This is a genomic window from Paraburkholderia bengalensis, from assembly GCF_037126505.1.
In the GTDB taxonomy this organism is placed as follows: Bacteria; Pseudomonadota; Gammaproteobacteria; order Burkholderiales; family Burkholderiaceae; genus Paraburkholderia; species Paraburkholderia bengalensis.
This window is the reverse complement of the sequence record NZ_JACFYJ010000009.1, coordinates 118,317-141,186: the sequence shown is the minus strand read 5'-3', so window position 1 is coordinate 141,186 and position 22,870 is coordinate 118,317. Positions and strand designations below refer to the sequence as shown.

Below are 22,870 nucleotides of genomic sequence, written 5' to 3'. Positions count from 1 at the left end.
GTGCGTCCCATGACATCGACACCGGCAGCCAGCGCCGCGTTTCACGCTTCGAAGGCGCGCACCTAACCGTGCGTCGCGGCGGGCATGCTGGCCGGCTGGTCGACTGCGTCGGGATGCGTGAGCTGCTCGTCGGTTGGCAGCGCGGAGGTATCCCAGCCGCCGCCCAGCGCCTTGACGAGCGCGACGCTCGCGGCCATCCGCCGGCGCGCGATCGACACGGCTTCGCGCTCGTTGGTGAGCGCCGTCGTTTGCGCGACGACCACGTCGAGATAGGTGATCGCGCCGTTCTTGTAGCGGTTCGTCATGATCGCGAGCGAGCGCTGCGCGGCCGACACCGCGTCGTCCTGCGCCTGCGCTTCCTGTTCGAGCACGCGCAGCGCGGCGATGTTGTCCTCGACCTGGCCGAACGCCGTCAGCACCGTCTGCCGATACTGCGCGACGCCTTCGTCGTAGTTCGCCTGCGCCTCGGCTTTGCGCGAAGCACGGCCGCCGAAGTCGAGCAGCGTGCCGGCGAGCGACGGGCCGAGCGACCAGAAGCGGCTCGGCGCAAGCAGCCACTGACTGAAGTTGGTGGCTTCGAGCCCGCCCGTCACGGAGAGAATCAGGTTCGGAAAATACGCCGCCGTCACCACGCCGATCTGCGCGTTCAGATCGACCACGTGGCGTTCGGCGGAAGCGATGTCGGGGCGCCGTTCGAGCAGCGTCGACGGCACGCCGACGGGCGCGATCACGGGCACCGCGACGAGTGGCGCAACGGGCAGCGAGAACGTCGAAGGCGGCACGCCCGTCAGGATCGCGAGGGCATGTTCGAGTTGCGCGCGCTGCACGCCGAGATCGATCGCCTGCGCCTGTGTCGTGCGCAATTGCGTCTGCGCCTGCGCGACGTCGGCATCCGTCGCGATGCCGCCCTTGTAGCGGTTCTGCGTCAGGTCGACGGCTTCCTTGTACGCGGCAATCGTGTCGTCGAGCAGTTGCCGCTCGCGGTCGATGCCGCGCAGCTCGAAATAATCGGTCGCGACTTCGGCCTGCATCGACAGCAGCACGCTTTGCGCGTCGGCGGCGCTCGCCTGCGCGCCTGCCTTCGCGCCTTCGACGCTGCGCGACACACGGCCCCACAGGTCCGGTTCCCATGTCGCATCGGCGCCGACGATCCAGTCGTCGAGCGTCCTGCCAGCCGTCGATTTGAACTTCACATTCTCCGACGACCGTGCGCGCGAGTAGCCGCCGTTGGCGGTCACAAGAGGAAAGAACTCCGAGCGGAGCTGCGCGACCTGCGCGCGCGCTGCGCGAAAGCGGGCCTGCGCAGCCGCCACGTTCTGGTTGGCGCTCGCGACCTGCTGTTCGAGCGCGTTCAGCGCGGGATCATCGTAGGTTTCCCACCAGGCGCTGCGGATTTTCGCGTCGGCGGGTTCGGCCGTTTTCCAGCCGGTGCCTTCGAGTTCCTTGTAGGTCGCGGCGGCGGCCGTCGTCGGCCGCTGATAGTCGGGACCCACCGTGCACGCGGCGAGCACGCTCACGCCGGCGAGCGCGAGCACGGTGGAACGTAGACGCAGGCGGCGCGTGGTCATTGGGGCGCCTTCGCGGTCTGTTCGCCCGCGGCGGAGCCCGAACCAGCAGCGGGAGCCGAAGCGGAAGCCGCGCCGGAAGCCGCGCCCGCCTTCGGATACACGATGCGCACGGCCGCGCCGTCGACGATCGAGTCCTGCGGATTCAGGATCACCTGCTCATCGCCCTTCAGCCCCGACGCGACCGCGACGCGCGTGCCGTAATCGGTGCCGAGCGCGACGGTGACGAGCTTCACGCGCTGCTGCGCATCGACGGTCGCGACTTTCACGCCGTCGGGACGAAACAGGAACGCGTTGCCGGGCAGCGTGAAGGGCGCGGCCTGCGCTTTCAGCGCGAAGTGCACCTGCGCATACGCGCCCGGCAGCAAATCGCCGTTGCCGTTGTCCACGTCCACTTCGACGAGCATCGTGCGTTGCTGCAGATCGACGGCGCCCGAAGTGCGCGCGACGGTGCCTGGATAGTGCGTCGACGGCGTCTCCGTCAGCGTCAGATACGCGCTCTGCTGCGCCTTCACGTCCTGCGCATAGGCTTGCGGCACGTTCACGTACACGCGCAACCGGTCCGCCTGCGCGACATGGAACAGTTCCTTCGCCGGTCCGCCCGAACTGCCCGCGTCGATCAGCGCGCCGACATCGACATTGCGCGCGGTGACGATGCCGTCGAAAGGCGCATACACCTTCTGGAACGACTGCGTCTTTTCGAGCCGGGCAACGTTGAAGCGCGCGGCGTCGAGCGTGCCTTTCTTTGCGAGCATGTCGCCGACTTTCTCGTCGGTTTCCTGCTTCGACACCGAGTTACTGCGCAGCATTTCCGTCCAGCGATTTGCAGTGCTTTTCGCGAGCGCGTAGTTGGCTTCGGCGTTGGCGAGGTCGGCGCGCGCGGCGCGCAACTGGTCGTCCACTTCCGGCGTGTCGATTTCGGCGAGCAGCTGGCCCGACTTCACGCGCGCGCCGATGTCGGCGTACCACTTCTTCAGATAGCCGTTGGTGCGCGCGTAGATCGGCGTGTCGAGAAACGCCTGCACGTTGCCGGGCAGCACGAGATCGAGTGCGGCTGTCGACTTCTGCGGCTTCACCACTTCGACGCTCAGTTGCGCGGCGTGTTGCGCTTCGCGTTCGAGCGCGGCGTGCGCGTCGTGACGCGACCAGATGCCCTGCGCGGCGAGCGCGAGCACGACGACAGCCGCGCCTATCGCGATCAGCCGCGAGCGTTTCGATGAGTTGCGCGGGCCAACCCCGTGTGGCGCGGACTCATCAGGACGATTGCCTTCCATCTGCACTCCAGATCCAGATACTGTGCTTGCGCATCGTTGTTATGAACGTCGGCCGCGTCATTGCGGTTTGTGGACGACATGGGCGGCGGCACGCGCGCGCCGTTCCGACAGCCGTCGATAGATCATCGAAAACACCACGGGCACGAACACCAGCGTCGCAATCGTGCCCACAGCCAGACCGCCGATCACCGCGCGCCCGAGCGGCGCATTCTGCTCGCCGCCTTCGCCGAGTCCGATCGCCATCGGCACCATGCCGATCACCATCGCGAGCGCCGTCATCAGCACCGGGCGAAAACGCGTGAAGCCCGCTTCGATGGCCGCGCGCGTCGCGTCGCCGTGTTCGAGCAACTGCTCGCGCGCAAAGCTGACGACGAGAATGGAGTTCGCCGTCGCAATGCCGATACACATGATCGCGCCCGTGAGCGCCGGAATCGACAGTGTGGTGTGCGTGAGGAACAGCATCCAGACAATGCCCGCCAGCGCGCCGGGCAAAGCCGTGATGATGATGAAGGGATCGAGCCACGACTGGAAGTTCACGACAATCAGCAGATACACCAGCACGATTGCGAACACGAGCCCCGCGAACAGGCCGGAGAACGAGTCGTTCATCGTCTGCACCTGGCCGCGCAGCTCGATCGACGAGCCCTTCGGCAACTGCGCTTTGGTGTCGGCGATGATCTTTTGAATGTCATCGGAGACGGCGCCGAGATCGCGGCCGTCGGCGGTACCGTAGATGTCGATCGTGGTTTGCGCGTTGTAGTGCGTAAGCACGGCATTGCCCGCCATGCGGTGCATCGTCGACAGCGCGCCGAGAATGTTCGTGTGGCCGTTCGCGTTGAGCGGAATGTTCGCTAGCGACTGCAGCGAATCCATCGTGTATTGCGGCGCTTCCGTGATGACGTTGTAGCTGACGCCATTGCGCGGATTGAGCCAGAACGTCGGCGTGGTCTGCTGGCTGCCGGATAGCGTGATCAGCAGATTGCTCGCCACATCGCGCTGCGAAAAGCCCGCCTGTTGCGCGCGCGTGCGGTCGACGTCCACATAGATGCGCGGCAGGTCGGACGGCTGCTGGATGCGCGCGTCGGCGAGGCCGGGAATCGCGCGCAGCTTGTCGAGCAGCAGCGCGGCAAATGCGCGGTTGCCCTGGACGTCGCGCCCGACGATCTGCACGTCGATCGGCGACGGCATGCCGAAGTTCAGCGTCTGGCTCACGATATCGGCGGGCAGGAATGCGAACTGCACGCCGGGAAATTCGTCGGAGAGCGTGCGGCGCAGCTTGCGCACGTATTCGGCCGTGGGACGATGATCCTCATTCAGGCTGATGAGAATATCGGAGTCCGATGTGCCGATCGTGCCTGTGTTGCTGTACGACAGGTTGATGCCCGACACGGGCAGGCCGATGTTGTCGATGATCGAATGCAGCTCGTCGCGCGGAACCAGCTCGCGGATGCGGGCGTCCACACGATCCGTGATCACGGCCGTTTCTTCCACGCGCATGCCCGTTTTCGCGCGCAGGTGCAGCGCGATCGTGCCCGCATCGACAGCGGGGAAAAAGTCGCGGCCGAGAAACGGCATCAAGAGCAGCGAAGCGAGACAGCACACCAGAAAGCCCGTCACGAAGATGCCGGGCCGCGCGACGCGCGCCACCAGAAACGCGTGATAACGCGCGCGCACGTTCTCGAAGCCGCGTTCGAACGCGAGATGCGCGCGCATGAACGGATTGCGCGTCGTGCCCGAATGATGCAGGTCGGCGGCGCGATGGTGATGGCGCAGCAGGTACTTCGCGAGCGTCGGCACGAGCGTGCGCGAGAAGAAGTACGACGCGAGCATCGCGAACACGACGGCTTCGGCAAGCGGGATGAACAGGAAGTGCGCGACGCCTGTGAGCAGGAACATCGGCACGAACACGATACAGATCGACAGCGTGGAGACCAGCGTTGGAATCGCGATCTGATGTGCGCCGTCGAGAATCGCCTGTTCGAGGTTCTTGCCTTGCTCCAGCTGATGACTGATGTTCTCGATCGCCACCGTCGCGTCGTCGACGAGAATGCCGACGGCGAGCGCGAGCCCGCCTAGCGTCATGATGTTGATCGTTTCGCCGAGCGCGGACAGCGCGATGATCGACGTGATCATCGACAGTGGAATCGACACAGCGATGATCAGCGTCGCGCGCCAGTTGCCGAGGAACAGCAGGATCATCAGACCCGTCAGACACGCGGCGATCAGCGCTTCGCGCAGCACGCCTTGCACGGAAGCGCGCACGAACAGCGACTGATCCGCGACGGGATCGATCTTCAGCGACTCGGGCACGAGATTGCGCAGCGTCGGCATCATCGTCTTGATGCGGTCGACGATTTCGAGCGTCGACGTGTTGCCGCTCTTGTTGATCGTCAGCAGCGACGCGCGCTGGCCATCCACGCGCACGATGTTGGTCTGCGGCTGATAGCCATCGCGTACATGCGCGACGTCGCGAATATAGACGGTGCCGTTCGACCCCGATTTGATGGGAATATTGTTCAGTCCTGCGAGGGAATCCGGGCTCGAATTCATCTGCACAGAATATTCAGTCGAGCCGATTTTCGCGGTGCCCGTCGGCACGATCAGGTTTTGCGCGGTGATCGAGTTGACCACGTCCATCGGCGACAGATTGCGCTCCTGCAGCTTGCGCGAATCGATATCGACCATGATTTGCCGCTGCTTGCCGCCGTACGGCAACGGCGCCGATGCGCCGGGCACGGTTGCGAGTTGCGTCTTCAGGAAGTTGTTACCGTAGTCGTACAGTTCCTGTTCGGTAAGCGTGTTCGACGACAACGCCAGGCGCAGGATAGGCACGGTGGATGCGTTGTAGCGCAGTATGTTCGGCGGCGTGATGCCGGGCGGCAGCGAGCGCAACTGCGTCTGCGACAGTGCCGTGACTTGCGCGAGCGCTTCGTTGATGTTCGCGTGCGGCTGAAAAAAGATCTTCACGACGGCAATGCCGTTCAGCGAAGTCGATTCGACGTGCTCGATATCGTTCACCGCGACGGACAGCCCGCGCTCGTAGTTCAGCACGATGCGCTTTTCCATTTCGTCGGCGGGCAGGCCGGTGTAGGTCCAGATCACCGACAGCACGGGAATGTCGATGTTCGGGAAAATGTCCGTAGGCGTGCGCAGGATCGTCATCGGACCGATGATCAGCAGCAGCAGCGCGAGGACGACGAACGTATAGGGGCGCCGCAGCGCGAGACGAACGATCCACATGAAAGAGCGGTCCGGTGAGGGCGGAGCGTGCTGCTTCTGGCGGCAGCGAATTGAGCGAGCGCTGTGCGGACGGCGGCCCGGCCGGGCGTGCGCGACAGGAATATAGCGCGTATCGTAGCTTACATCGGCATTTTTGAGACGGGCGTGCGCTCCGGTTTATGATCACCCTGTTACGAGGCGTTACAGTCAGGATTTCGTAAGTGGCGAGGCCTTACTTTTTGCTTTGCCAAACTGCCCAAACGGGCAACAATGGGCTTGGGGCATTTGCATCGGCAGTTCGGGTGCGAGTCGATCCGGGCCCTTGATTTTCGCTTCAGGTGCGCGCGCAACCATTTGTCCGGTGCGGCGTTTTTATCAGCACATTGACCGGCGCAGTCCCAAACAAGCCGGCAATTGGGAGAACGGGGAAACATCATGCAAGTCGGTTCTATTGTTCGATCCGTGCATATCGCTGTGCCGCAGGGCGCGCGCGGAATCGTAATGCGTATTCTCGGCGACATGGCGATGGTGGCGTGGTATGCCGGTGAGCCCGGTACGTCGAAGATTCTGAACACGGAACCCTTTTTCCTCGAAGATCTGATCGACACGGGCGAGTTCGTTCGTCCCGCTGGCGCGCAGGTGCATTGATCGCGGGCGGCTGTCTGCTCGCGGCCGCTGTGCAGTCGGTTCTCCGCTGCGCGGAGCGTGCGCCGCGGGCCAGCTGCCGTTTCATGCCGGTGAGTGTTTCCGCTCGTTTTTGTGCCCGCCACGGCGCACAATGCGGGCATGAACGAAGACACTCCCATTTCGCAGGACGGCCACGCCGTTCCCTTCGCCCGGCTCACGCCGGAAGTCGTGCTCGACGCGCTCGATAGCGTGCTCGACAGCGTCGGCGTGCGCACGGACGGGCGCATGCTCCCTCTCAACAGCTACGAGAATCGCGTGTATCAGGTGGGCGTCGAAGACGGCCCGCCCGTCGTCGCGAAGTTTTATCGGCCCGAGCGCTGGAGCGATGCGGCGATTCTCGAAGAACACGCGTTCGTCGCCGAACTGGCGGCGCGCGAGATTCCTGCCGTTCCTGCGCGCACATTCGATGGCCGCACGCTGCATATGTTCGACGGCTTCCGCTTTTCGATCTTCGAGCGGCGCGGCGGACGCGCGCCGGATCTCGATCGCACGGATACGCTCGAATGGCTGGGGCGTTTCATCGGACGCATTCATGCTGTCGGTCAGACGCAAAACTATGCGGCGCGTCCGACGCTCGATATCCAGAGCTTCGGTTATGAGCCACGCGACTATCTGCTCGCGCACGGCTTCGTGCCCGCCGACGTGCGCGCCGCGTGGGAGGCCGCCGTCAATCTGGCGCTGCAAGGCGTCGAGCAGGCACTCGAACGCGCGGGCGACGTGCGCAACATCCGCATGCACGGCGACTGCCATCCAAGCAACGTGCTGTGGACGGACGGCGGCCCGCATTTCGTCGATTTCGACGACAGCCGCATGGGCCCTGCCATTCAGGATCTCTGGCTGCTCTTGCCGGGCGAGCGTCAAGAGGCGACGCGCGCGCTGACGGATCTGCTCGCCGGCTACGAAGATTTCTGCGAGTTCGATCAGCGCGAGCTGCATCTGACCGAGGCGTTGCGGACATTGAGGCTGATTCACTACTCGGCGTGGCTTGCGCGCCGATGGGATGACCCTGCGTTTCCCGTCGCGTTTCCGTGGTTCAACACGCAGCGCTATTGGGAAGACCGCATTCTCGAACTGCGCGAGCAGATCGGCGCGATGCAGGAAGGGCCGCTCTGGCCCGTCTGACGACCACGCGACGCATCTTTGCGGGATGAGTCGCGCGCTGGATCAAACCGTGCGCTGAACGTGGACCGTCGAGCCCGTGAACATGCGCGCACGTCGCGGCCTATCGTTTTGATGCCCGCGCGCGTCTACGCAAACGCTTCCGGTGTGCCAACTTCGCTGGTGAAGCGCCTGTAGGCGTCGCGCGTCACGGTGATGAGATTCGCGCTCTCGTCGTACGAGCAGGTCGAGCGTGCGCGCATGTTGGGCGCCAATACGTCCGGACAGCGCCCGCCGTGGGATTGAGAAAAACGTCGTTCTATGTAATGATAGTCATTCTCATCTGAGGGGCATCGCCAGCTTTTCGTCAACTTTCCCCCGGTGGATTCGCAATCGGCGCCTTGCCGTCCGACTCCGGTTCCACGCGAGGAACTTGCTCAGCGGCCGCCAGCCAGCTCTTCGATGACCTCTGCTTCGGCCCGGAAATCCGTCGCCGCTGTCCATGTGACGGCATGCGTAGGCGGTTCGGGCATCGTCCGCTTCCATTGAACCGTGTCGCCACGCGTCGGCGACACACGACCCATTGACCCGCTGACCCGTTTTTGCAGGAGCACGATGAACGCGCCCGAAAAGATCGATCTGAAGCCCGCCGACCGTGCGGGCGTGCCTGCGGGCATCCCTCGTCTGGATGCGGCAGAGCTGGCTGCGCGGCGCCAGCGTTCGCGGCGCGCGACGTTCATCAAGTGGTTGCGCAAGGTGCACGGCTGGGTCGGGCTATGGGGCGCGGCGCTCGGAATGCTGTTCGGCGCGACGGGATTCCTGCTGAATCACCGCGCGGGGCCGCTGAGAGTGTCGACGGGCGAGCCGCAGGTCGAGCAGTTGCAGCTTCCGCTGCCGCCACAGGGCTTCCAATCGCCCGGCGACATGGCGCGCTGGCTGAAGGACGAATTGCATATCGACGGCAAGCCGGGCAGGGCGCGCCGCGAGCCTGCGCATCCCGTGGCGTGGGGCGACCGCAGCGCCGTGCAGCCGGAGTTCTGGCAGGTCGCGGTTGCCGGGCCGGGACAGGGCGTGCAGGCGGAGTATTGGGTGGGCAATGGTTATGTGTCGGTGAAGCGCACCCAGAATTCGTTGCTCGCCACGATGAACAACCTGCATAAAGGCGTGGGGCTGAGCGTCGGCTGGGTGCTGCTCATCGATACGATTGCGGGCAGTCTGATTCTGCTGTCGCTGACGGGCGTGCTGCTGTGGACGGAGCTGAACAGGCGCCGGACGGTGGGCGTCGTGCTGGTGGGCGCGTCGATCGCGGCCGCGATGGTTTGCGGGATGATGTGAACGGCCGGGCCAGAGAGCGGCGGCCGCTATTCATCCTGCGCGGGCTCGCCGACGGGCTCGCTCAGCTGCGCGAAGTTGGTGATTTTCACGTCGCCCTCGGGAAAGCGCGCGATGATCTCCAGTTCGCCGCCTAGCGCGCGGATATGATCGCGCAGCGTCGAAATGTACATGTCGGTGCGTTGCTCGAGTTTCGCGATGCTGGGCTGCTTCACGTTCAGACGCCTGGCGAGCGCTTCCTGTGACAGGCCGCGGGCGTGACGCAGATCGTGCAAAGGCATTTCGGCGAGCAGTTTTTCTGCCAATGCTTCGGATCGAGCCCGCGACTCGGGTGGCATCTGTGCCCGCAGTTCTTCATATTTCCTTGCCATTTTCAGTTTCCCCTCGTGCTAGCTGCACGAGATGCAGCCGATACAAAATTTCTGCTCGCGGCACATTCTGTTCATACCAGCGGTCATGACCGGTTTTGTCGCCTCCCAGCAGGAGGACTGCGACGCGGCGCGGATCGAACGCACACAGCACCCGATAAGGCCTGCCACGATGCTGGATTCGTAGCTCACGCAGGTTGCCAAACCGGGAGCGCACCACTTTGCTCGAATACGGATAGGGTAGAGCTGGCCCTCGTTTCACGAGCATGCAGATTGTCGTATCGACCGACTCCCTTTCCTCTTGCCGCAAACCTTCCCACCATGCCTGAAATGCATCGGTGTACTCAACATCCCACGTCATCGAAAATATAGCCTCCAAGGAATATTCCGTCAAGGGAATACCGGTGACTGCAAACGACGACACAGCGCAGCAACAGCTGGTCAGCCGTCCGAAAAGATTCGATGCTAGGGATGAGCGGCGCCGCGCGGCAGTCAGCCGAATGGCCAAGGCGCGGCGAGATGGGACGGCCGTGAGCGAACACGCTCGCGGCCGCAGGAGAAACAAAAACGAAATACGAAACCGAAAACCGAAACCGAAAACCGAAACCGGAAAACTACTCCGGAATATGGCAAGCCGTCCCGCTGTTCGCGGCTATCTCACGCGCGGCCTTGGCACCTTCGACTTGCAGCAATGTCGGCAGCGACACGCCATTTTTGGCCGCTGTCACTTCGGCGAGTATCGATACGGCAATCTCCGGCGGCGTCCTGCTGCCGATATAGATCCCCACCGGCCCATGCAGCCTCGCCAGTTCGGTTTCGGTGAGATCGAACTCCTTGAGCCGTTCGCGGCGCGCTGCGTTGTTGCGCCGCGAGCCCAGCGCGCCGACATAGAACGCAGGTGTCTTCAGCGCTTCCATCAACGCGAGATCGTCGAGTTTCGGATCATGCGTGAGCGCAATCACTGCGCACCGTTCATCGAGCTTCATGTCCAGTACGGTGTCGTCGGGCATCGTGCGCACGATTTTCGTGCCCGGCACATCCCACTCGTCCGTGTACTCTTCGCGCGGATCGCAGACGGTGACCTGATAATCGAGTCCCACCGCGATATTGCACAGATAGCGCGACAACTGCCCCGCGCCGATCACGAGCATCCGGTAGCGTGGGCCGTGTATGGTCAGCAGACGCCTGTCGTCGAAGTCGACGCCGTCCGTCGCCTGCGCCGGGCCCAGATGCGCGGCGCCCGTTTGCATGTCGAGCGTGCGCGCGACGAGTTGTCCGCCTTCGACGGCTTCGCACAGTTCGGCGATACCGCTCGCCTTCGTCAACGGTTCCAGCACGAGCTGGATAGTCCCGCCGCACGGCAGCCCGAAGCGATGCGCCTCTTCAGCCGTGATGCCGTATTTGACCGCTTCGGGTTTCGTCTGCTCGATGCCGCGTTGACGCACGCGGTCGATCAGATCGTCCTCGATACAGCCGCCCGACACCGAGCCGACGACCGTGCCGTCGTCGCGCACCGCGAGCATCGCGCCTTCGGGACGCGGCGACGAGCCCCACGTCTTCACCACCGTCACGAGTAGCGCGCGATGCCCCTGTTCGAGCCAGCGCGCGCTGCTCTTCAGGACTTCGAGATCCACGCTGTCCATGATTTCTTCCTCTTCGGTTCTTCGCTGCCGCCGTCGCCCGCGCCTTCAGTTGCGCCTTCCGTTGCGCCGGCCTGAGCCGCAGTGTCGCCGGAATCGGCCGATTCTGCCCGCACAGTGTCAGCGCCGCCCGTGACCTGCTCGCCGAAGCGCCGGAAAAACTCGCCCGCGAGCTTGCGAGCCGCGCCATCGACGAGCCGCGAGCCGATCTGCGCGAGCTTGCCGCCCACTTGCGCCGTGGCCGTATAGGTGAGTTTGGTCGCCTGATCGCCGTCGGGTTCCAGCTTGACGTGCGTTTGCCCTTTGCCGAACCCGGCGGCGCCGCCCTGTCCTTCGAATACGATTGTGTACATGTGCGGCGCGTCGATCTCCGTGATTTCCATGCGGCCCTTGAAACGCGCCTTCACCGGACCGACGGCCGCGCTCAGCGCGACGGCATAAGCATTCTCGCCGTCGGGCTCGATGCTGTCGCAGCCGGGAATCGACGCGCGCAACACCTCCGTGTCGTTGAGCGCTTCCCATGCCTGCTGCTGCGGGATCGGCAGCGTGTAGGTTTCGGTCAGCTCCATGAGCTTGCTCCTTCAGTGATTGCGGCGCGCGCGGCGTCGCGGGGCGCGCGCGTCAATTGCGCGAGATCGCGGCCAAACGCAGCCAGGCTATCGAGATTGTGGACGGGCTTGTGCGCATCGACATGCGGCAGGATCGCCTGCACGCCGCGCGCCTTCGGGGAGAATTCGCTGTACCGCAGAAGCGGATTGAGCCACACGACGCGATGCGCGAAGCGGCGCAGGCGGGCCATTTCGGTGTCGAGTACGTCGATGGCTTCGTGATCGAGGCCATCGGTGACGAGCAGCACGGTTGCCCTTCCTGTCAGCACCCTGCGTGCCCAGCGGCGGTTGAATTCAGCCAGCGCCGCGCCGATGCGCGTGCCGCCCGACCAGTCGACCACCTGATCGGCCAGCGCCGCAATCGCGACGTCGGGGTCACGCTCCTTGAGCGCGCGCGTGGCGTTCGACAGCCGCGTGCCGAACAGAAACACCTGCAGACGTTCGCGCGATTGCAGCAGCGCGTGGCAGAAGTACAGCACGGCGCGCGAGTAGTTGCTCATCGACCCGGAGATATCGAGCAGCAGCACGAGGGGCGGTTTGCGCTCGACCACGGCGCGATATTTCCACACAGTCCAGTCGCCGCCCGCGCGCACCGCGTGGCGCGCGCTCGCGCGCAGATCGGCCTGCGTGCCGCGCGACGCCGCCTTCAGCCGGCGCGTGCGCTCCATCGCGAGCGGCAGGCGTTGAGCGCGAATCAGATGACGCAGCGTGCGCCATTCGTCTGCCGTCAACGTGTCGAAATCGCGATGCCGCAGGCGCTCTTCGGCACTGAATGTGACGCGCGCGTGCAACTCCTGGCGGTCCTTGTCGGCGGCTGGCGCGCTCTGCTTGCGCTGGTTCGCGTGGTGCACGGCGAGCGCATCGGCGAGCCGGTTGTTGCGCTTCGGCGGCGGCATGCCGCTCGTCACTTTCGGCAGCAGCAGCGCGCGCAGCTTGCCTTCCCAGTCGGGATCACGCCAGAACAGATCGAAAGCCGCGTTAAACAGATCGCGCTCGTCGGGCGCGCGCACCAGCAACGCCGCGAGCGCGGCGCGCACATCGTCGCGCCGGTCGAGATCGATCCAGCGCAACGCTTCGAGGGCATCGACGGCCTGCGCGGGCGACATCGGCAAACCGGCACCGCGCAACAGCCGCACGAAATGCACGACGTTGCGCGCGAGCGTCGCCGGGCCGGGTTCGCATGCGAGGTTCATTGACGCTACTCCGCCGCCGCCAGACACTCGCGAATCTGCTCGGCGTCGAAGCGGGCGAGATCGTCCTGATACTTCAGCAGCACACCGAGCGTGTCCTGCACCGATTGCGGATCGAGTTCTGTGACCGTCAACGCGGCGAGCGCGCGGCACCAGTCGATCGTCTCCGCGATGCCAGGCGCCTTGAACAGATCCATGCCGCGCAGCCGATGCACGAAATCGACGGCACGCCGTTGCAGCGCTTCGCCCGTTTCGGGCGCGCGCGCCGCGACGATCGCCAGTTCGCGCTCGCGCTCCGGATAGCCGATCCACTGATACAGACAGCGGCGCTTCAACGCGTCGTGCACTTCGCGCGTGCGGTTCGACGTCATCACGACGAGGGGCGGATGCTCGGCGCGCACCGTGCCGTATTCGGGAATCGACACCTGGAAGTCCGACAGCAGTTCGAGCAGAAACGCTTCGAACGGCTCGTCCGCGCGATCGATTTCGTCGATCAGCAACACGCGGCGCGCGCCCGGATGGTTCGCGTCGGGCATCAGCGCCTGCAGCAACGGGCGCTTGAGCAGAAATTCGCTGCGATACAGCGTGCTGCTGTCGGGCTTTTCGCCGGACGCTTCGGCAAGACGCAGCGCCATGATCTGACGCGGATAGTCCCACTCGTACAGCGCGCTCGCCGTATCGAGTCCTTCGTAGCATTGGAGCCGGAGCATCGACGTGCCGAGCATGCCCGCCGCGGCCTTCGCCAGTTCCGTCTTGCCGACGCCCGGCTCGCCTTCGACGAACAGCGGCCGCTCCATGCGCAGTGCGAGAAACAGCGCCGTGGCCAGTTCACGGCTCGCGAAGTAGCCTTGGCGCGAGAGCTGCGCAAGGGTTTCGTCGATCGAAGCGGGCTGCATGGTTCTCCTTGAAACGAAGCGAGGCGGTCCCGAAGCGGCATGACGAGCTTCGGGCGCCTCGCGGCTCGCCTCCTGCGCTAGCCGTTCGCGGCCCGCACCGCACGCGCCGTCAGCACGGGAATCAGATGAGCACGATACTCCGCGCTCCCGTGCATGTCGGTGTTGAGGTCGTCGGGTGCGACGGTCACGCCGCGCGCGGCTGCTTCGGTGAAGTTCGCCGACAGCGCGTTTTCCAGCTCCGTCGCGCGAAACACCGACGGCGCCGCGCCCGTGATCGCCACGCGCACGCCGTTCGCCGTCTTCGCCACGAACACGCCCGTCAACGCGAAGTGCGAAGCCGGGTTCCTGAACTTCTCGTACGCGGCCTTTTCGGGCACGGGAAACTCGACGGCCACGATCAGCTCGTCGGGTTGCAATGCCGTCTCGTACATGCCGACGAAAAAGTCCGCCGCCGAAATACGCCGCCGGTCCGTGACGACCGTGCCGTCGAGCCCGAGCACGGCAGCGGGATAATCCGCGGCGGGATCGTTGTTCGCGATCGAGCCGCCGATCGTCCCGAGCGCGCGCACCTGCCGGTCGCCGATATGCGCCGCGAGAAACGCGAGCGCGGGCAACACGCGCTGCACGTCCGCGTGATTCCCGACGTCGGCGTGACAGACGGCCGCGCCGATCGTCACCTTGGTCGGCTCGACGCGAATCTCCTTGAGCTGCGGAATGCGCGTCACGTCGATCAGCTGCGACGGCTGTGCGAGACGCAGACGCATCGTCGGCAGCAGGCTTTGGCCGCCCGCCACGTATTTCGCCTCGCTGTCGGCCTTCAGGGCGGAGACGGCGCTTTTCGGATCGGCTGCACGTTGATAGTCGAATGAGTACATGTCGGCCTCCGCTCAGGGACGTGGGTTTTGTGCAGCCTGAATCGCGGACCACACGCGATGCGGCGTGGCGGGCATCTGCAAATCCTTCACGCCGAGCGGCGCGAGTGCATCGAGAATCGCGTTGATGACGGCGGGCGGTGAACCGATCGCGCCCGCTTCGCCGCAGCCTTTCACGCCGAGCGGATTGTGCGTGCACGGCGTGCCCTTCGCGGTTTCGACGGTGAACGACGGCAGATCGGACGCGTGCGGCATCGCGTAATCCATGTACGAGCCGGACAGCAGCTGGCCGCTTTCGTTGTCGTACACGCAGCGCTCCAGCATCGCCTGGCCGATGCCCTGGCCGAGCCCGCCATGCACCTGTCCTTCTACGATCATCGGGTTGATCACGTTGCCGAAATCGTCGACGGCGGTGAAGCGCTCGATGCGCGTCTCGCCTGTATCCACGTCCACTTCGACTTCGCAGATGTACGCGCCCGCCGGATACGTGAAGTTGGTCGGATCGTAGAACGCGCTTTCGTCGAGGCCGGGTTCGAGCTTGTCGAGCGGATAGTTGTGCGGCACGTACGCGGCCAGCGAGACATCGGCGAAGGTCTTGGTGCGGTCCGTGCCCGCGACGCGGAAGGTGCCGTCCTTGAACTCGATATCTTCCGCCGACGCTTCGAGCAGGTGCGCCGCGATCTTTTTCGCTTTCGATTCGATCTTGTCGAGCGCCTTCATGATCGCCGAGCCGCCGACGGCAATCGAGCGCGAGCCGTACGTGCCCATGCCGAACGGAATGCGGCCCGTGTCGCCGTGCACGATCTCGATGTTGTCGATCGGTACGCCCAGGCGGTCGGAGACCACTTGCGCGAAGGTCGTCTCATGCCCTTGGCCGTGACTGTGCGAGCCGGTGAAGACGGTGACGGAGCCCGTCGGATGCACGCGCACTTCGCCCGCTTCGAACAGGCCCGCGCGCGCGCCGAGCGCGCCCGCGATGTTCGACGGCGCGAGGCCGCACGCTTCGATGTAGCACGAGTAGCCGAGGCCGCGGCGCTTGCCGTTCTGCTCCGACTGCTGGCGGCGCGCATCGAAACCTTTGACGTCCGCGAGTTCGAGCGCGCGCGACAGACAGGCTTCGTAGTCGCCTGTGTCGTAAGTGAGGCCGACGGGCGTCGCATACGGGAACGAGCGAATGAAGTTGAGCCGGCGGATCGCGGCGGGGTCCATGTTCATCTCGCGCGCGGCCGTTTCGACAAGCCGCTCGACCACGTACGTCGCTTCCGGACGGCCCGCGCCGCGATATGCGTCGACGGGCACGGTGTTGGTGAACACCGCTTTCACTTCGGCGTAGATCGCGGGCGTCGCGTACTGGCCCGCGAGCAGCGTCGCATAGAGGATGGTCGGCACGCTGGAGGCGAAGGTCGACAGATACGCGCCCATGTTCGCGATCGTGTGCACGCGCATCGCGAGGAACTTGCCGTCGGCGTCCATCGCCAGTTCGGCTTTCGTTACGTGATCGCGGCCGTGCGCGTCGGACAGGAACGCTTCGGAACGCTCGGCCGTCCACTTCACCGGACGGCGGATTTTCTTCGACGCCCACGTTAGCGCAACATCTTCCGCGTACAGGAAAATCTTCGAGCCGAAGCCGCCACCGACATCCGGCGCGACCACGCGTACTTTCGATTCCGGCAGCGACAGCACGAACGCCGCCATCAGCAGCCGTTCGACGTGCGGATTCTGGTTCGCGACGTAGACGGTGTAGCTGTCGTCCTGCGGCGAAAAGCTGGCGTTGACGGCGCGCGGCTCGATCGCGTTCGGCACGAGGCGGTTGTTGACGATGTCGAGCGTGGTGACGTGGTGCGCTTTCGCGAACGCGGCGTCAGTGGCCGCCTTGTCGCCGTGGCCCCACGTGTAGCAGGTGTTGTCGGGCACGTCGTCGTGCACGGCGGCCTGGCCGGGATCGGCGGCATGCGCCGTATCGACGACGGCGGGCAGCTCCTCGTAATCGACTTCGATCAGTTCGGCGGCGTCTTTCGCGGCCTTCACCGAATCCGCGATCACGAGCGCGACCTGATCGCCCACGTGCCGCACTTTCGTATGCGCAATCACGGGATGCGGCGGCTCGTGCATCGGCTTGCCGTCCACGCTATGGATCAGCCAGCCGCACGGCAGGCCGCCCACGCTTTCAGCGGCGAGATCGGCGCCCGTGAAAATCGCGACGACGCCGGGCGACTGTTTCGCCGCTTGCGTGTCGATGCTTTTGATGCGCGCGTGCGCGTGCGGCGAGCGCAGGAACACGGCGTAAGTCTGGCCGGGCAGGACGATATCGTCGGTGTATTGGCCGTTGCCCGTGAGGAAGCGATAGTCTTCCTTGCGACGAACGGGCATGCCCACCATGCGGTGAGAATCGGGTGCATTCATGGCGGGCTCCTCAGACAGTCGTGGTGGCTTTCGACGAGGCGCCGGACTTCATGCCGTCCGCGCCCTGCATCACTGCCTTGACGATGTTGTGATAGCCCGTGCAGCGGCACAGGTTGCCATCGAGCTGCTCGCGCACGTGCTCTTCCGTGAGCTTGGGATTGGCGTCGGCGAGGGCCGTGGCGCTCATCACCATGCCGGGCGTGCAGAAGCCGCATTGCAGGCCGTGGCATTCGCGGAAAGCCGCCTGCATCGGATGCAGTTCGCCGTTCTTCGCCAGCCCTTCGATCGTCGTGACCTGCTGGCCTTCGGCCTGCACGGCGAGCATGTTGCAGGACTTGATCGCGCGGCCGTTCAGATGCACCGTGCACGCGCCGCATTGCGCGGTGTCGCAGCCGACGTGAGTTCCCGTCAGGCGCAACTGTTCGCGTAGAAACTGGACAAGCAGGGTATGTGGTTCGACGTTCGCGGTAACGGGTGAACCGTTCACCGTCAGACTGATGCTGATCGCCATGAACTGTCTCCTTGGGACGCCCTTGGATTGAGCCCCGGATTGGGGCGAGACCGGTTCGGACCCGCTTCACTACCTACCGCCTGCCTGCTTCGAGGGACCGGCTCGGTTGGGTGCTTTTATCTTTGTGTCGAAAAGTAAAACACAAAAAGCGGGAGGCGGCTATTGGGAAACTGTCATCCGCATGCAGATCGTTGCGTCCGGGAAGATGCTGCGCTGCACGAATCGCGCGACGCTTTCTTTCCGACGAATGTCGCGATGAAAGCGCGCCGAAAAGCAAAACGGCTCGCCATGTGTGGCGAGCCGCTTTCTATGATGGGCCACCAATACGCGTGTGCTGCTCAGCGATGGCCGTGACCGAGTTTCGAACGACGGCGCGAGTAGCCGAAATACACCAGCATGCCGATCACGAGCCAGATCAGGAACGCGATCCACGTGATGCCGCTCAGGTTGACCATCAGGAACAGACACGACGCGACGGCCAGAACGGGCACGACGGGCACGCCCGGGCAGCGGAACGCGCGCGGCAGATCGGGATGCGTGCGGCGCAGGACCAGCACGGCAATCGACACCATCGAAAACGCCGCCAGGGTGCCGATGTTGATCAGCTCGGCGAGCACGTTCAAGGGCACCAGCGCGCCGATCAAACCGAACACGATGCCGACGATCCACGTCGTCGCGAACGGCGTGGCGAAACGCGGATGAACCTTCGACAGCGCGGCAGGCAGCAAGCCGTCGCGCGACATCGCGAAGATCACGCGCGTCTGGCCATACGCCATCACGAGAATCACGGTCAGCATGCCGAGCACCGCGCCCAGATCGATGAAGCCGGCCACCCAGTTCTGTCCCGCGACCTGCAGCGCGTACGACACGGGATGCGATATGTTCGCGAACTGCGCCGACGGCACGATGCCCGTCACGACGGCCGCGACGGCGACGTACAGCACGGCGCACACGCCGAGCGACGCGATGATGCCGATGGGCAGATCGCGCTTCGGATTCTTCACCTCTTCGGCCGCCGACGACACCGAGTCGAAGCCGATGAACGCGAAGAACATGACGGCCGCCGCGCCGAACACGCCCGGCAGGCCGTTCGGCATGAACGGATGCCAGTTTTCGGGCTTCACATGGAACACGCCGACCACGATCACCAGCAGCACGACCGTCACCTTGATCGCGACCATCAGGTTGTTCACGCGCGTCGATTCGCGCACGCCGACGGACAGCAGCGTCGTGATCGCCATCATCACGAGGAACGCGGGCACGTTGAACAACGTTTCGTGGCCGGGCAGCGCGCCGGGCGCAGCCGTCAGCGCGACGGGCAGCGAGACGCCGAAGCCCGACAGCAGCGATTGCAGATAGCCCGACCAGCCGACCGACACGGCGGACGTCGCGAGCCCGTATTCGAGCATCAGATCCCAGCCGATCACCCACGCGGCCAGTTCGCCGAGCGTCGCGTACGAATAGGTGTAGATCGAACCGGCGACGGGAATGGTCGATGCGAACTCCGCGTACGCGAGCGCCGCGAAGCCGCACGCAATGGCCGCGATGATGAACGACAGCATCAGCGCCGGCCCGGCCTGCACGGCACCCGTGCCCGTCAGCACGAAGATGCCGGTGCCGATGATGGCGCCGACGCCGAGAAAGGTGAGATCGAGCGCGCCGAGCGCTTTCTTCAGGCCGGCAGCCTGCGCGCCGGCGATCATGTGCTCGACGTTCTTCTTGCGAAAGAGGGACATTTGGCGGGGTCTCCTGTGAAGCACGCGTGTGGGCGCGCCCAATGTCGGGGAAAACCCGCAATTTTAGCGGAAGTGGACTCGTCAGCCCTTGGTGGTGCACAAAAGCAGGGCGCCGCGTGCGCGCAGCGTGCGCTGCGTCAAGCCGTCATCGCCGGATTCAGATCGACGAGGCGGTTGCTCATCACGTAGAACGTGAGTTCGGCGTTGTTGCGCAGCTTCATCTTTTCGAGCAGGCGCGTGCGGTACACGCTCACCGTCTTCACGGAAAGCGACAGCGCCGCCGCGATGTCCGTCAGCCGCTTGCCGGATGCGAGCATGCACAGCGTCTGGTACTCGCGGTCGGAGAGCTTTTCGTGCGGCATTTGTTCGCCGTCGAACGACACGTAGTCGGCGAGCGCTTCCGCCATCGCCGGGCTCACGTACTTGCGGCCCGCCGCGACCTGCTGGATCGCGGCGATCATCTGCGCCGCGTCGACGGTTTTCGACAGGTAGCCGGCCGCGCCTGCTTTCAGCGCGCGCACGGCGTACTGATCTTCGCGATACATCGAAAACATCAGCACGGGCACGCGCGGCAGCTTGCGCTTCAGGCGCTTGAGCACCTCGACGCCGTTCAGGTCCGGCAGCGAGATGTCGAGCAGGATCGTGTCGTACACGTGCTTCGCCGCCTGCGCGAGCACTTCCATGCCCGATTGCGCCTCGTCGACGTCGTCGGCGACGCCGCGGTCGATCAGCAGTTGCCGCACGCCCTGACGGACGACGGCGTGATCCTCGGCGATCAGAATGCGCAAGCTCATAACGGAAAGTCAGTGTTCACAAACGAATGGCGGTGCGGCGCGCGCGCGGGCGCGACGCATTGCCCGTCAAGGCTTTCCATGCGAAGCGGGCGCGCACGGTGGTGCCGCGCGCGCCGCCGCCAGCCGCGCCGATGCGCAACTCGCCGTCGAATGCGTTGCAGCGCGCGCGCATACCCGCGAGGCCGAACTGGCGTTCGTCCTCGCCGGCGCGGGGCGGAATGCCGATGCCGTCGTCGCTGACGACGATGCTCAGATGCTGGGCCGTGGTTTCGATGCGCATGTCGGCGCCCGACGCGCGCGCGTGTTTCGCGATGTTGTTCAGCGCTTCCTGGGCGACGCGGAAGACGGCCAGCGATGCGTCCGCGGAAAGGCGCGTGAGACGCACGTCCGCGTCGCAGACGAAGCTCATGCGCAAGCCGGTGCGGGCGGCGAAGCTGTTGATCCAGTGAGACAGCGCGCAGACGATGCCTTTATCGAGCGTCGGCGCATGCAGTTCGGCGACGGCCTGTTGCGCGGCTTCCGTGACGGCATCGAGCGAACGCTGGGCGGTTTCGAGCGCTGCGGCGCATTGCGGCGGGACGTCGGCGGGCAGCCAGGTTTCGACGCCGGCAAGCGCGAAGCGCGCGGCCGTCAGCTCGGCGCCAAGGCCGTCGTGCAACTCCTGCGCGACGTGGCGGCGGGTGGCTTCCTGGGTCCGCGTCAGTTCGGCGGCAAGCTCCCGCACGCGAGCCTGCAGACGCGCGACATCGTCGGCGGACGGTGCGCCCGCGGCGGATGTCGCCGGTTTGCGGCGAGCGGGAGACACGGCGGACTTGGGACGGGCGAACGCATCCGATGCGCGCTGGGCGTGAGCATCGCCCGACAGCGCAACGGCCGCGTGCATCGGAACCACGATCGATGTATCCACGGCCCTGCTCACGAGATGGACGCGCCGATGCGGCAGCACGGCACCGGCAGCACATAGACGATAGAACGCATGCGAACGCTGACTCCCAGATGTGTCCGTCGCAGGAACCCTTGCGACGGAAAAACGCTACGCCGCAGCGTAACGAAATTTACATTCTGTAACAAACACACGACAGGAACATGAAAAGTCTGTCAAATGGGGCTGCGCTGCGATCATATCTTAAAAAAAAGAAAAAATGCCCGTCTATTCAGGCTTGCAGCGCAGCACTTCACGCAATAGTTGCGGTAAACGCGGTGCCCATGTCAGAAAAACGCCTACAGCGAAAGTTAACGAATCGGCATGGGACTTGTAACCGCGTATCCGACTGGATTTCGGCGGCGACGGGCGCGCTTCGCGGGGCGTAAACGGCCAAATTGTCAGACGACGCGCCAAAAGAAAAACCGGAGCGCGAAGGCTCCGGTTTCGGGTGTTGCAGTTCGCGGCAAGCGTGGTCAACGCTCGCCGAAGCGGTTCGCGGCAGTATTAGCCGACGAACGCCTTTTCAACGACGTAATGGCCAGGATTGTTGTTGCTGCCTTCCTGGAAGCCGAGGCTGTCGAGGAGTTCGCGCGTGTCGCGCAGCATGTGCGGGCTGCCGCAGAGCATCACACGGTCGTTTTCCAGCGAGAAGTGCGGCAGGTCGAGATCGTCGAACAGTTTCTTCGTTTCGATCAGGTCCGTGATGCGGCCGCGGTTTGCGAACGGCTCGCGCGTCACCGTCGGGTAGTAAACCAGCTTTTCCTGGATCAGTTCGCCGATGTGCTCGTGCGCCGGCAGGTGATCCGTGATGTATTCCTTGTACGCCAGTTCGTCGACGAAACGGCAGGTGTGCGTGAGCACCACGCGCTCGTAGCGGTCGTAGACGTCCGGGTCTTTGATGATCGACATGAACGGCGCGAGACCCGTGCCTGTGGATAGCAGCCACAGCGTCTTGCCGGGCAGCAGGTTATCGGCCATCAGCGTGCCCGTCGGCTTCTTGCCGATCAGAACCTGATCGCCGACCTTCAGATGCTGGAGGCGCGACGTCAGCGGGCCGTCCTGCACCTTGATGCTGAGGAATTCGAGGTTCTCTTCGTAGTTGGCGCTCGCCATGCTGTACGCACGGATCAGCGGCTTGCCGTCGACTTCGAGCCCGACCATCGTGAACTGGCCATTTTCGAAGCGGAACGACGCATCGCGCGTGCAGGTGAAGCTGAAAAGCGTATCGGTCCAGTGGTGGACGCTCAGGACGGTTTGTGGATTCAGGTTGCTCATGGCTTCTTCGATGGTGCGAAAACAAGGTCGGCCACAGACAAAAGCGGGGCCGCAACGGCAAAGGCGATGCGTGATCCGGCGCTGCAGCGGCCCGGAAAACGCACAATCCGCTATTTTACCGCGTTACCGCATCGGGCATTGCCGCGACGGCATGGGCGGTGAATGTGGTCAGTCAAGCGCCGCCACGGCTGTCGTCCGATTGCACGGGAACGGGCAGCCCTACGCGGCAAGGTGTACTGCTGGGGTGGTGCGGCGCGGGGTCTGTGTCCGGCCGACCTGCGCGGGTCTTGCCCTACGGGTCTCGCCCATCCGCGACGGGCGCCAGGTTGAAGCCGCTCGACCGGTTTCGCCCGTCAGCCATCGGGTGATGGCAGCCGCTCAGCGAAAACAGGCGCGGGTACGCGCTATTTCGGGATAATACCGGAAACCGCTCATGCACCGCAGCATTGACCCTTCTGCCGAAGCTGGAAAACCGCT

19 protein-coding genes are annotated in these 22,870 nt (G+C 64.7%); 3 read left to right on the top strand and 16 right to left on the bottom strand.

The genetic code is table 11. The features are described from left to right. Nucleotides 1–62 precede the first annotated feature (62 nt). Genes H3V53_RS08680 through H3V53_RS08670 form a run of 3 tightly spaced genes read right to left on the bottom strand, consistent with a single transcriptional unit; the run spans nucleotide 63 to nucleotide 6,079 of the window. On the bottom strand, nucleotides 63–1,568 hold the full coding sequence (locus H3V53_RS08680) for an efflux transporter outer membrane subunit (protein WP_336597607.1): 1,506 nt from the start codon (nucleotides 1,566–1,568) through the stop codon (nucleotides 63–65). Then, complete coding sequence (locus H3V53_RS08675) at nucleotides 1,565–2,839, bottom strand: efflux RND transporter periplasmic adaptor subunit (protein WP_336597606.1); 1,275 nt, start codon at nucleotides 2,837–2,839, stop codon at nucleotides 1,565–1,567. The genes H3V53_RS08680 and H3V53_RS08675 overlap by 4 nt, the downstream gene beginning before the upstream one ends. A gap of 57 nt (nucleotides 2,840–2,896) precedes the next feature. Then, entirely contained in the window at nucleotides 2,897–6,079 is a 3,183-nt protein-coding gene (locus H3V53_RS08670) for an efflux RND transporter permease subunit (RefSeq protein WP_336597605.1), read from the bottom strand. A gap of 414 nt (nucleotides 6,080–6,493) precedes the next feature. Between H3V53_RS08670 and H3V53_RS08665 the strand changes: the two genes are divergently transcribed. From H3V53_RS08665 to H3V53_RS08655, 3 genes are all read left to right on the top strand, one after another. Further along, complete coding sequence (locus tag H3V53_RS08665) at nucleotides 6,494–6,706, top strand: hypothetical protein (RefSeq protein WP_054917862.1); 213 nt, start codon at nucleotides 6,494–6,496, stop codon at nucleotides 6,704–6,706. Between the two features lie 138 nt (nucleotides 6,707–6,844). Beyond that, a complete protein-coding gene (locus tag H3V53_RS08660) occupies nucleotides 6,845–7,867 on the top strand; it encodes a serine/threonine protein kinase (protein ID WP_336597604.1) in 1,023 nt (340 codons plus the stop codon). 591 nt (nucleotides 7,868–8,458) lie between these two features. Beyond that, nucleotides 8,459–9,178, top strand: a complete 720-nt coding sequence (locus H3V53_RS08655; protein ID WP_336597603.1) for a PepSY-associated TM helix domain-containing protein — start codon at nucleotides 8,459–8,461, stop codon at nucleotides 9,176–9,178. Nucleotides 9,179–9,204: 26 nt separating this feature from the next. Here H3V53_RS08655 and H3V53_RS08650 read toward each other — a convergent pair whose 3' ends face one another. From H3V53_RS08650 to H3V53_RS08590, 13 genes are all read right to left on the bottom strand, one after another. After that, entirely contained in the window at nucleotides 9,205–9,546 is a 342-nt protein-coding gene (locus H3V53_RS08650) for an XRE family transcriptional regulator (protein ID WP_336597602.1), read from the bottom strand. After that, complete coding sequence (locus H3V53_RS08645; protein WP_336597601.1) at nucleotides 9,530–9,904, bottom strand: type II toxin-antitoxin system RelE/ParE family toxin; 375 nt, start codon at nucleotides 9,902–9,904, stop codon at nucleotides 9,530–9,532. The genes H3V53_RS08650 and H3V53_RS08645 overlap by 17 nt, the downstream gene beginning before the upstream one ends. Nucleotides 9,905–10,157: 253 nt before the next feature. After that, complete coding sequence (locus H3V53_RS08640) at nucleotides 10,158–11,186, bottom strand: XdhC family protein (protein WP_336597600.1); 1,029 nt, start codon at nucleotides 11,184–11,186, stop codon at nucleotides 10,158–10,160. Continuing rightward, complete coding sequence (locus H3V53_RS08635) at nucleotides 11,159–11,752, bottom strand: SRPBCC family protein (protein WP_336597599.1); 594 nt, start codon at nucleotides 11,750–11,752, stop codon at nucleotides 11,159–11,161. The genes H3V53_RS08640 and H3V53_RS08635 overlap by 28 nt, the downstream gene beginning before the upstream one ends. Next, nucleotides 11,743–12,984: a vWA domain-containing protein gene (locus tag H3V53_RS08630; RefSeq protein WP_336597598.1), complete on the bottom strand. Its 1,242-nt coding sequence runs from the start codon at nucleotides 12,982–12,984 to the stop codon at nucleotides 11,743–11,745. The genes H3V53_RS08635 and H3V53_RS08630 overlap by 10 nt, the downstream gene beginning before the upstream one ends. Before the next feature lie 5 nt (nucleotides 12,985–12,989). Next, nucleotides 12,990–13,877: an AAA family ATPase gene (locus H3V53_RS08625; RefSeq protein ID WP_054917853.1), complete on the bottom strand. Its 888-nt coding sequence runs from the start codon at nucleotides 13,875–13,877 to the stop codon at nucleotides 12,990–12,992. A 77-nt stretch (nucleotides 13,878–13,954) separates the two neighbouring features. Beyond that, a complete protein-coding gene (locus H3V53_RS08620) occupies nucleotides 13,955–14,752 on the bottom strand; it encodes an FAD binding domain-containing protein (protein ID WP_336597597.1) in 798 nt (265 codons plus the stop codon). Nucleotides 14,753–14,764: 12 nt separating this feature from the next. After that, on the bottom strand, nucleotides 14,765–17,152 hold the full coding sequence (locus tag H3V53_RS08615; RefSeq protein WP_336597596.1) for a xanthine dehydrogenase family protein molybdopterin-binding subunit: 2,388 nt from the start codon (nucleotides 17,150–17,152) through the stop codon (nucleotides 14,765–14,767). A gap of 10 nt (nucleotides 17,153–17,162) precedes the next feature. Then, complete coding sequence (locus tag H3V53_RS08610) at nucleotides 17,163–17,663, bottom strand: (2Fe-2S)-binding protein (RefSeq protein WP_336597595.1); 501 nt, start codon at nucleotides 17,661–17,663, stop codon at nucleotides 17,163–17,165. 338 nt (nucleotides 17,664–18,001) lie between these two features. Further along, nucleotides 18,002–19,399 carry a branched-chain amino acid transporter BcaP gene (locus H3V53_RS08605; RefSeq protein ID WP_336597594.1) on the bottom strand — a complete coding sequence of 466 codons (1,398 nt, stop codon included), beginning with the start codon at nucleotides 19,397–19,399 and terminating at the stop codon, nucleotides 18,002–18,004. A gap of 137 nt (nucleotides 19,400–19,536) precedes the next feature. Next, complete coding sequence (rqpR, locus tag H3V53_RS08600; protein WP_054917845.1) at nucleotides 19,537–20,193, bottom strand: response regulator transcription factor RqpR; 657 nt, start codon at nucleotides 20,191–20,193, stop codon at nucleotides 19,537–19,539. Between the two features lie 16 nt (nucleotides 20,194–20,209). After that, nucleotides 20,210–21,100, bottom strand: coding sequence for a sensor histidine kinase (locus H3V53_RS08595; RefSeq protein WP_336597593.1), 891 nt, complete (start codon nucleotides 21,098–21,100; stop codon nucleotides 20,210–20,212). A gap of 522 nt (nucleotides 21,101–21,622) precedes the next feature. Then, complete coding sequence (locus tag H3V53_RS08590; RefSeq protein WP_028365683.1) at nucleotides 21,623–22,393, bottom strand: ferredoxin--NADP reductase; 771 nt, start codon at nucleotides 22,391–22,393, stop codon at nucleotides 21,623–21,625. Nucleotides 22,394–22,870 lie beyond the last annotated feature (477 nt).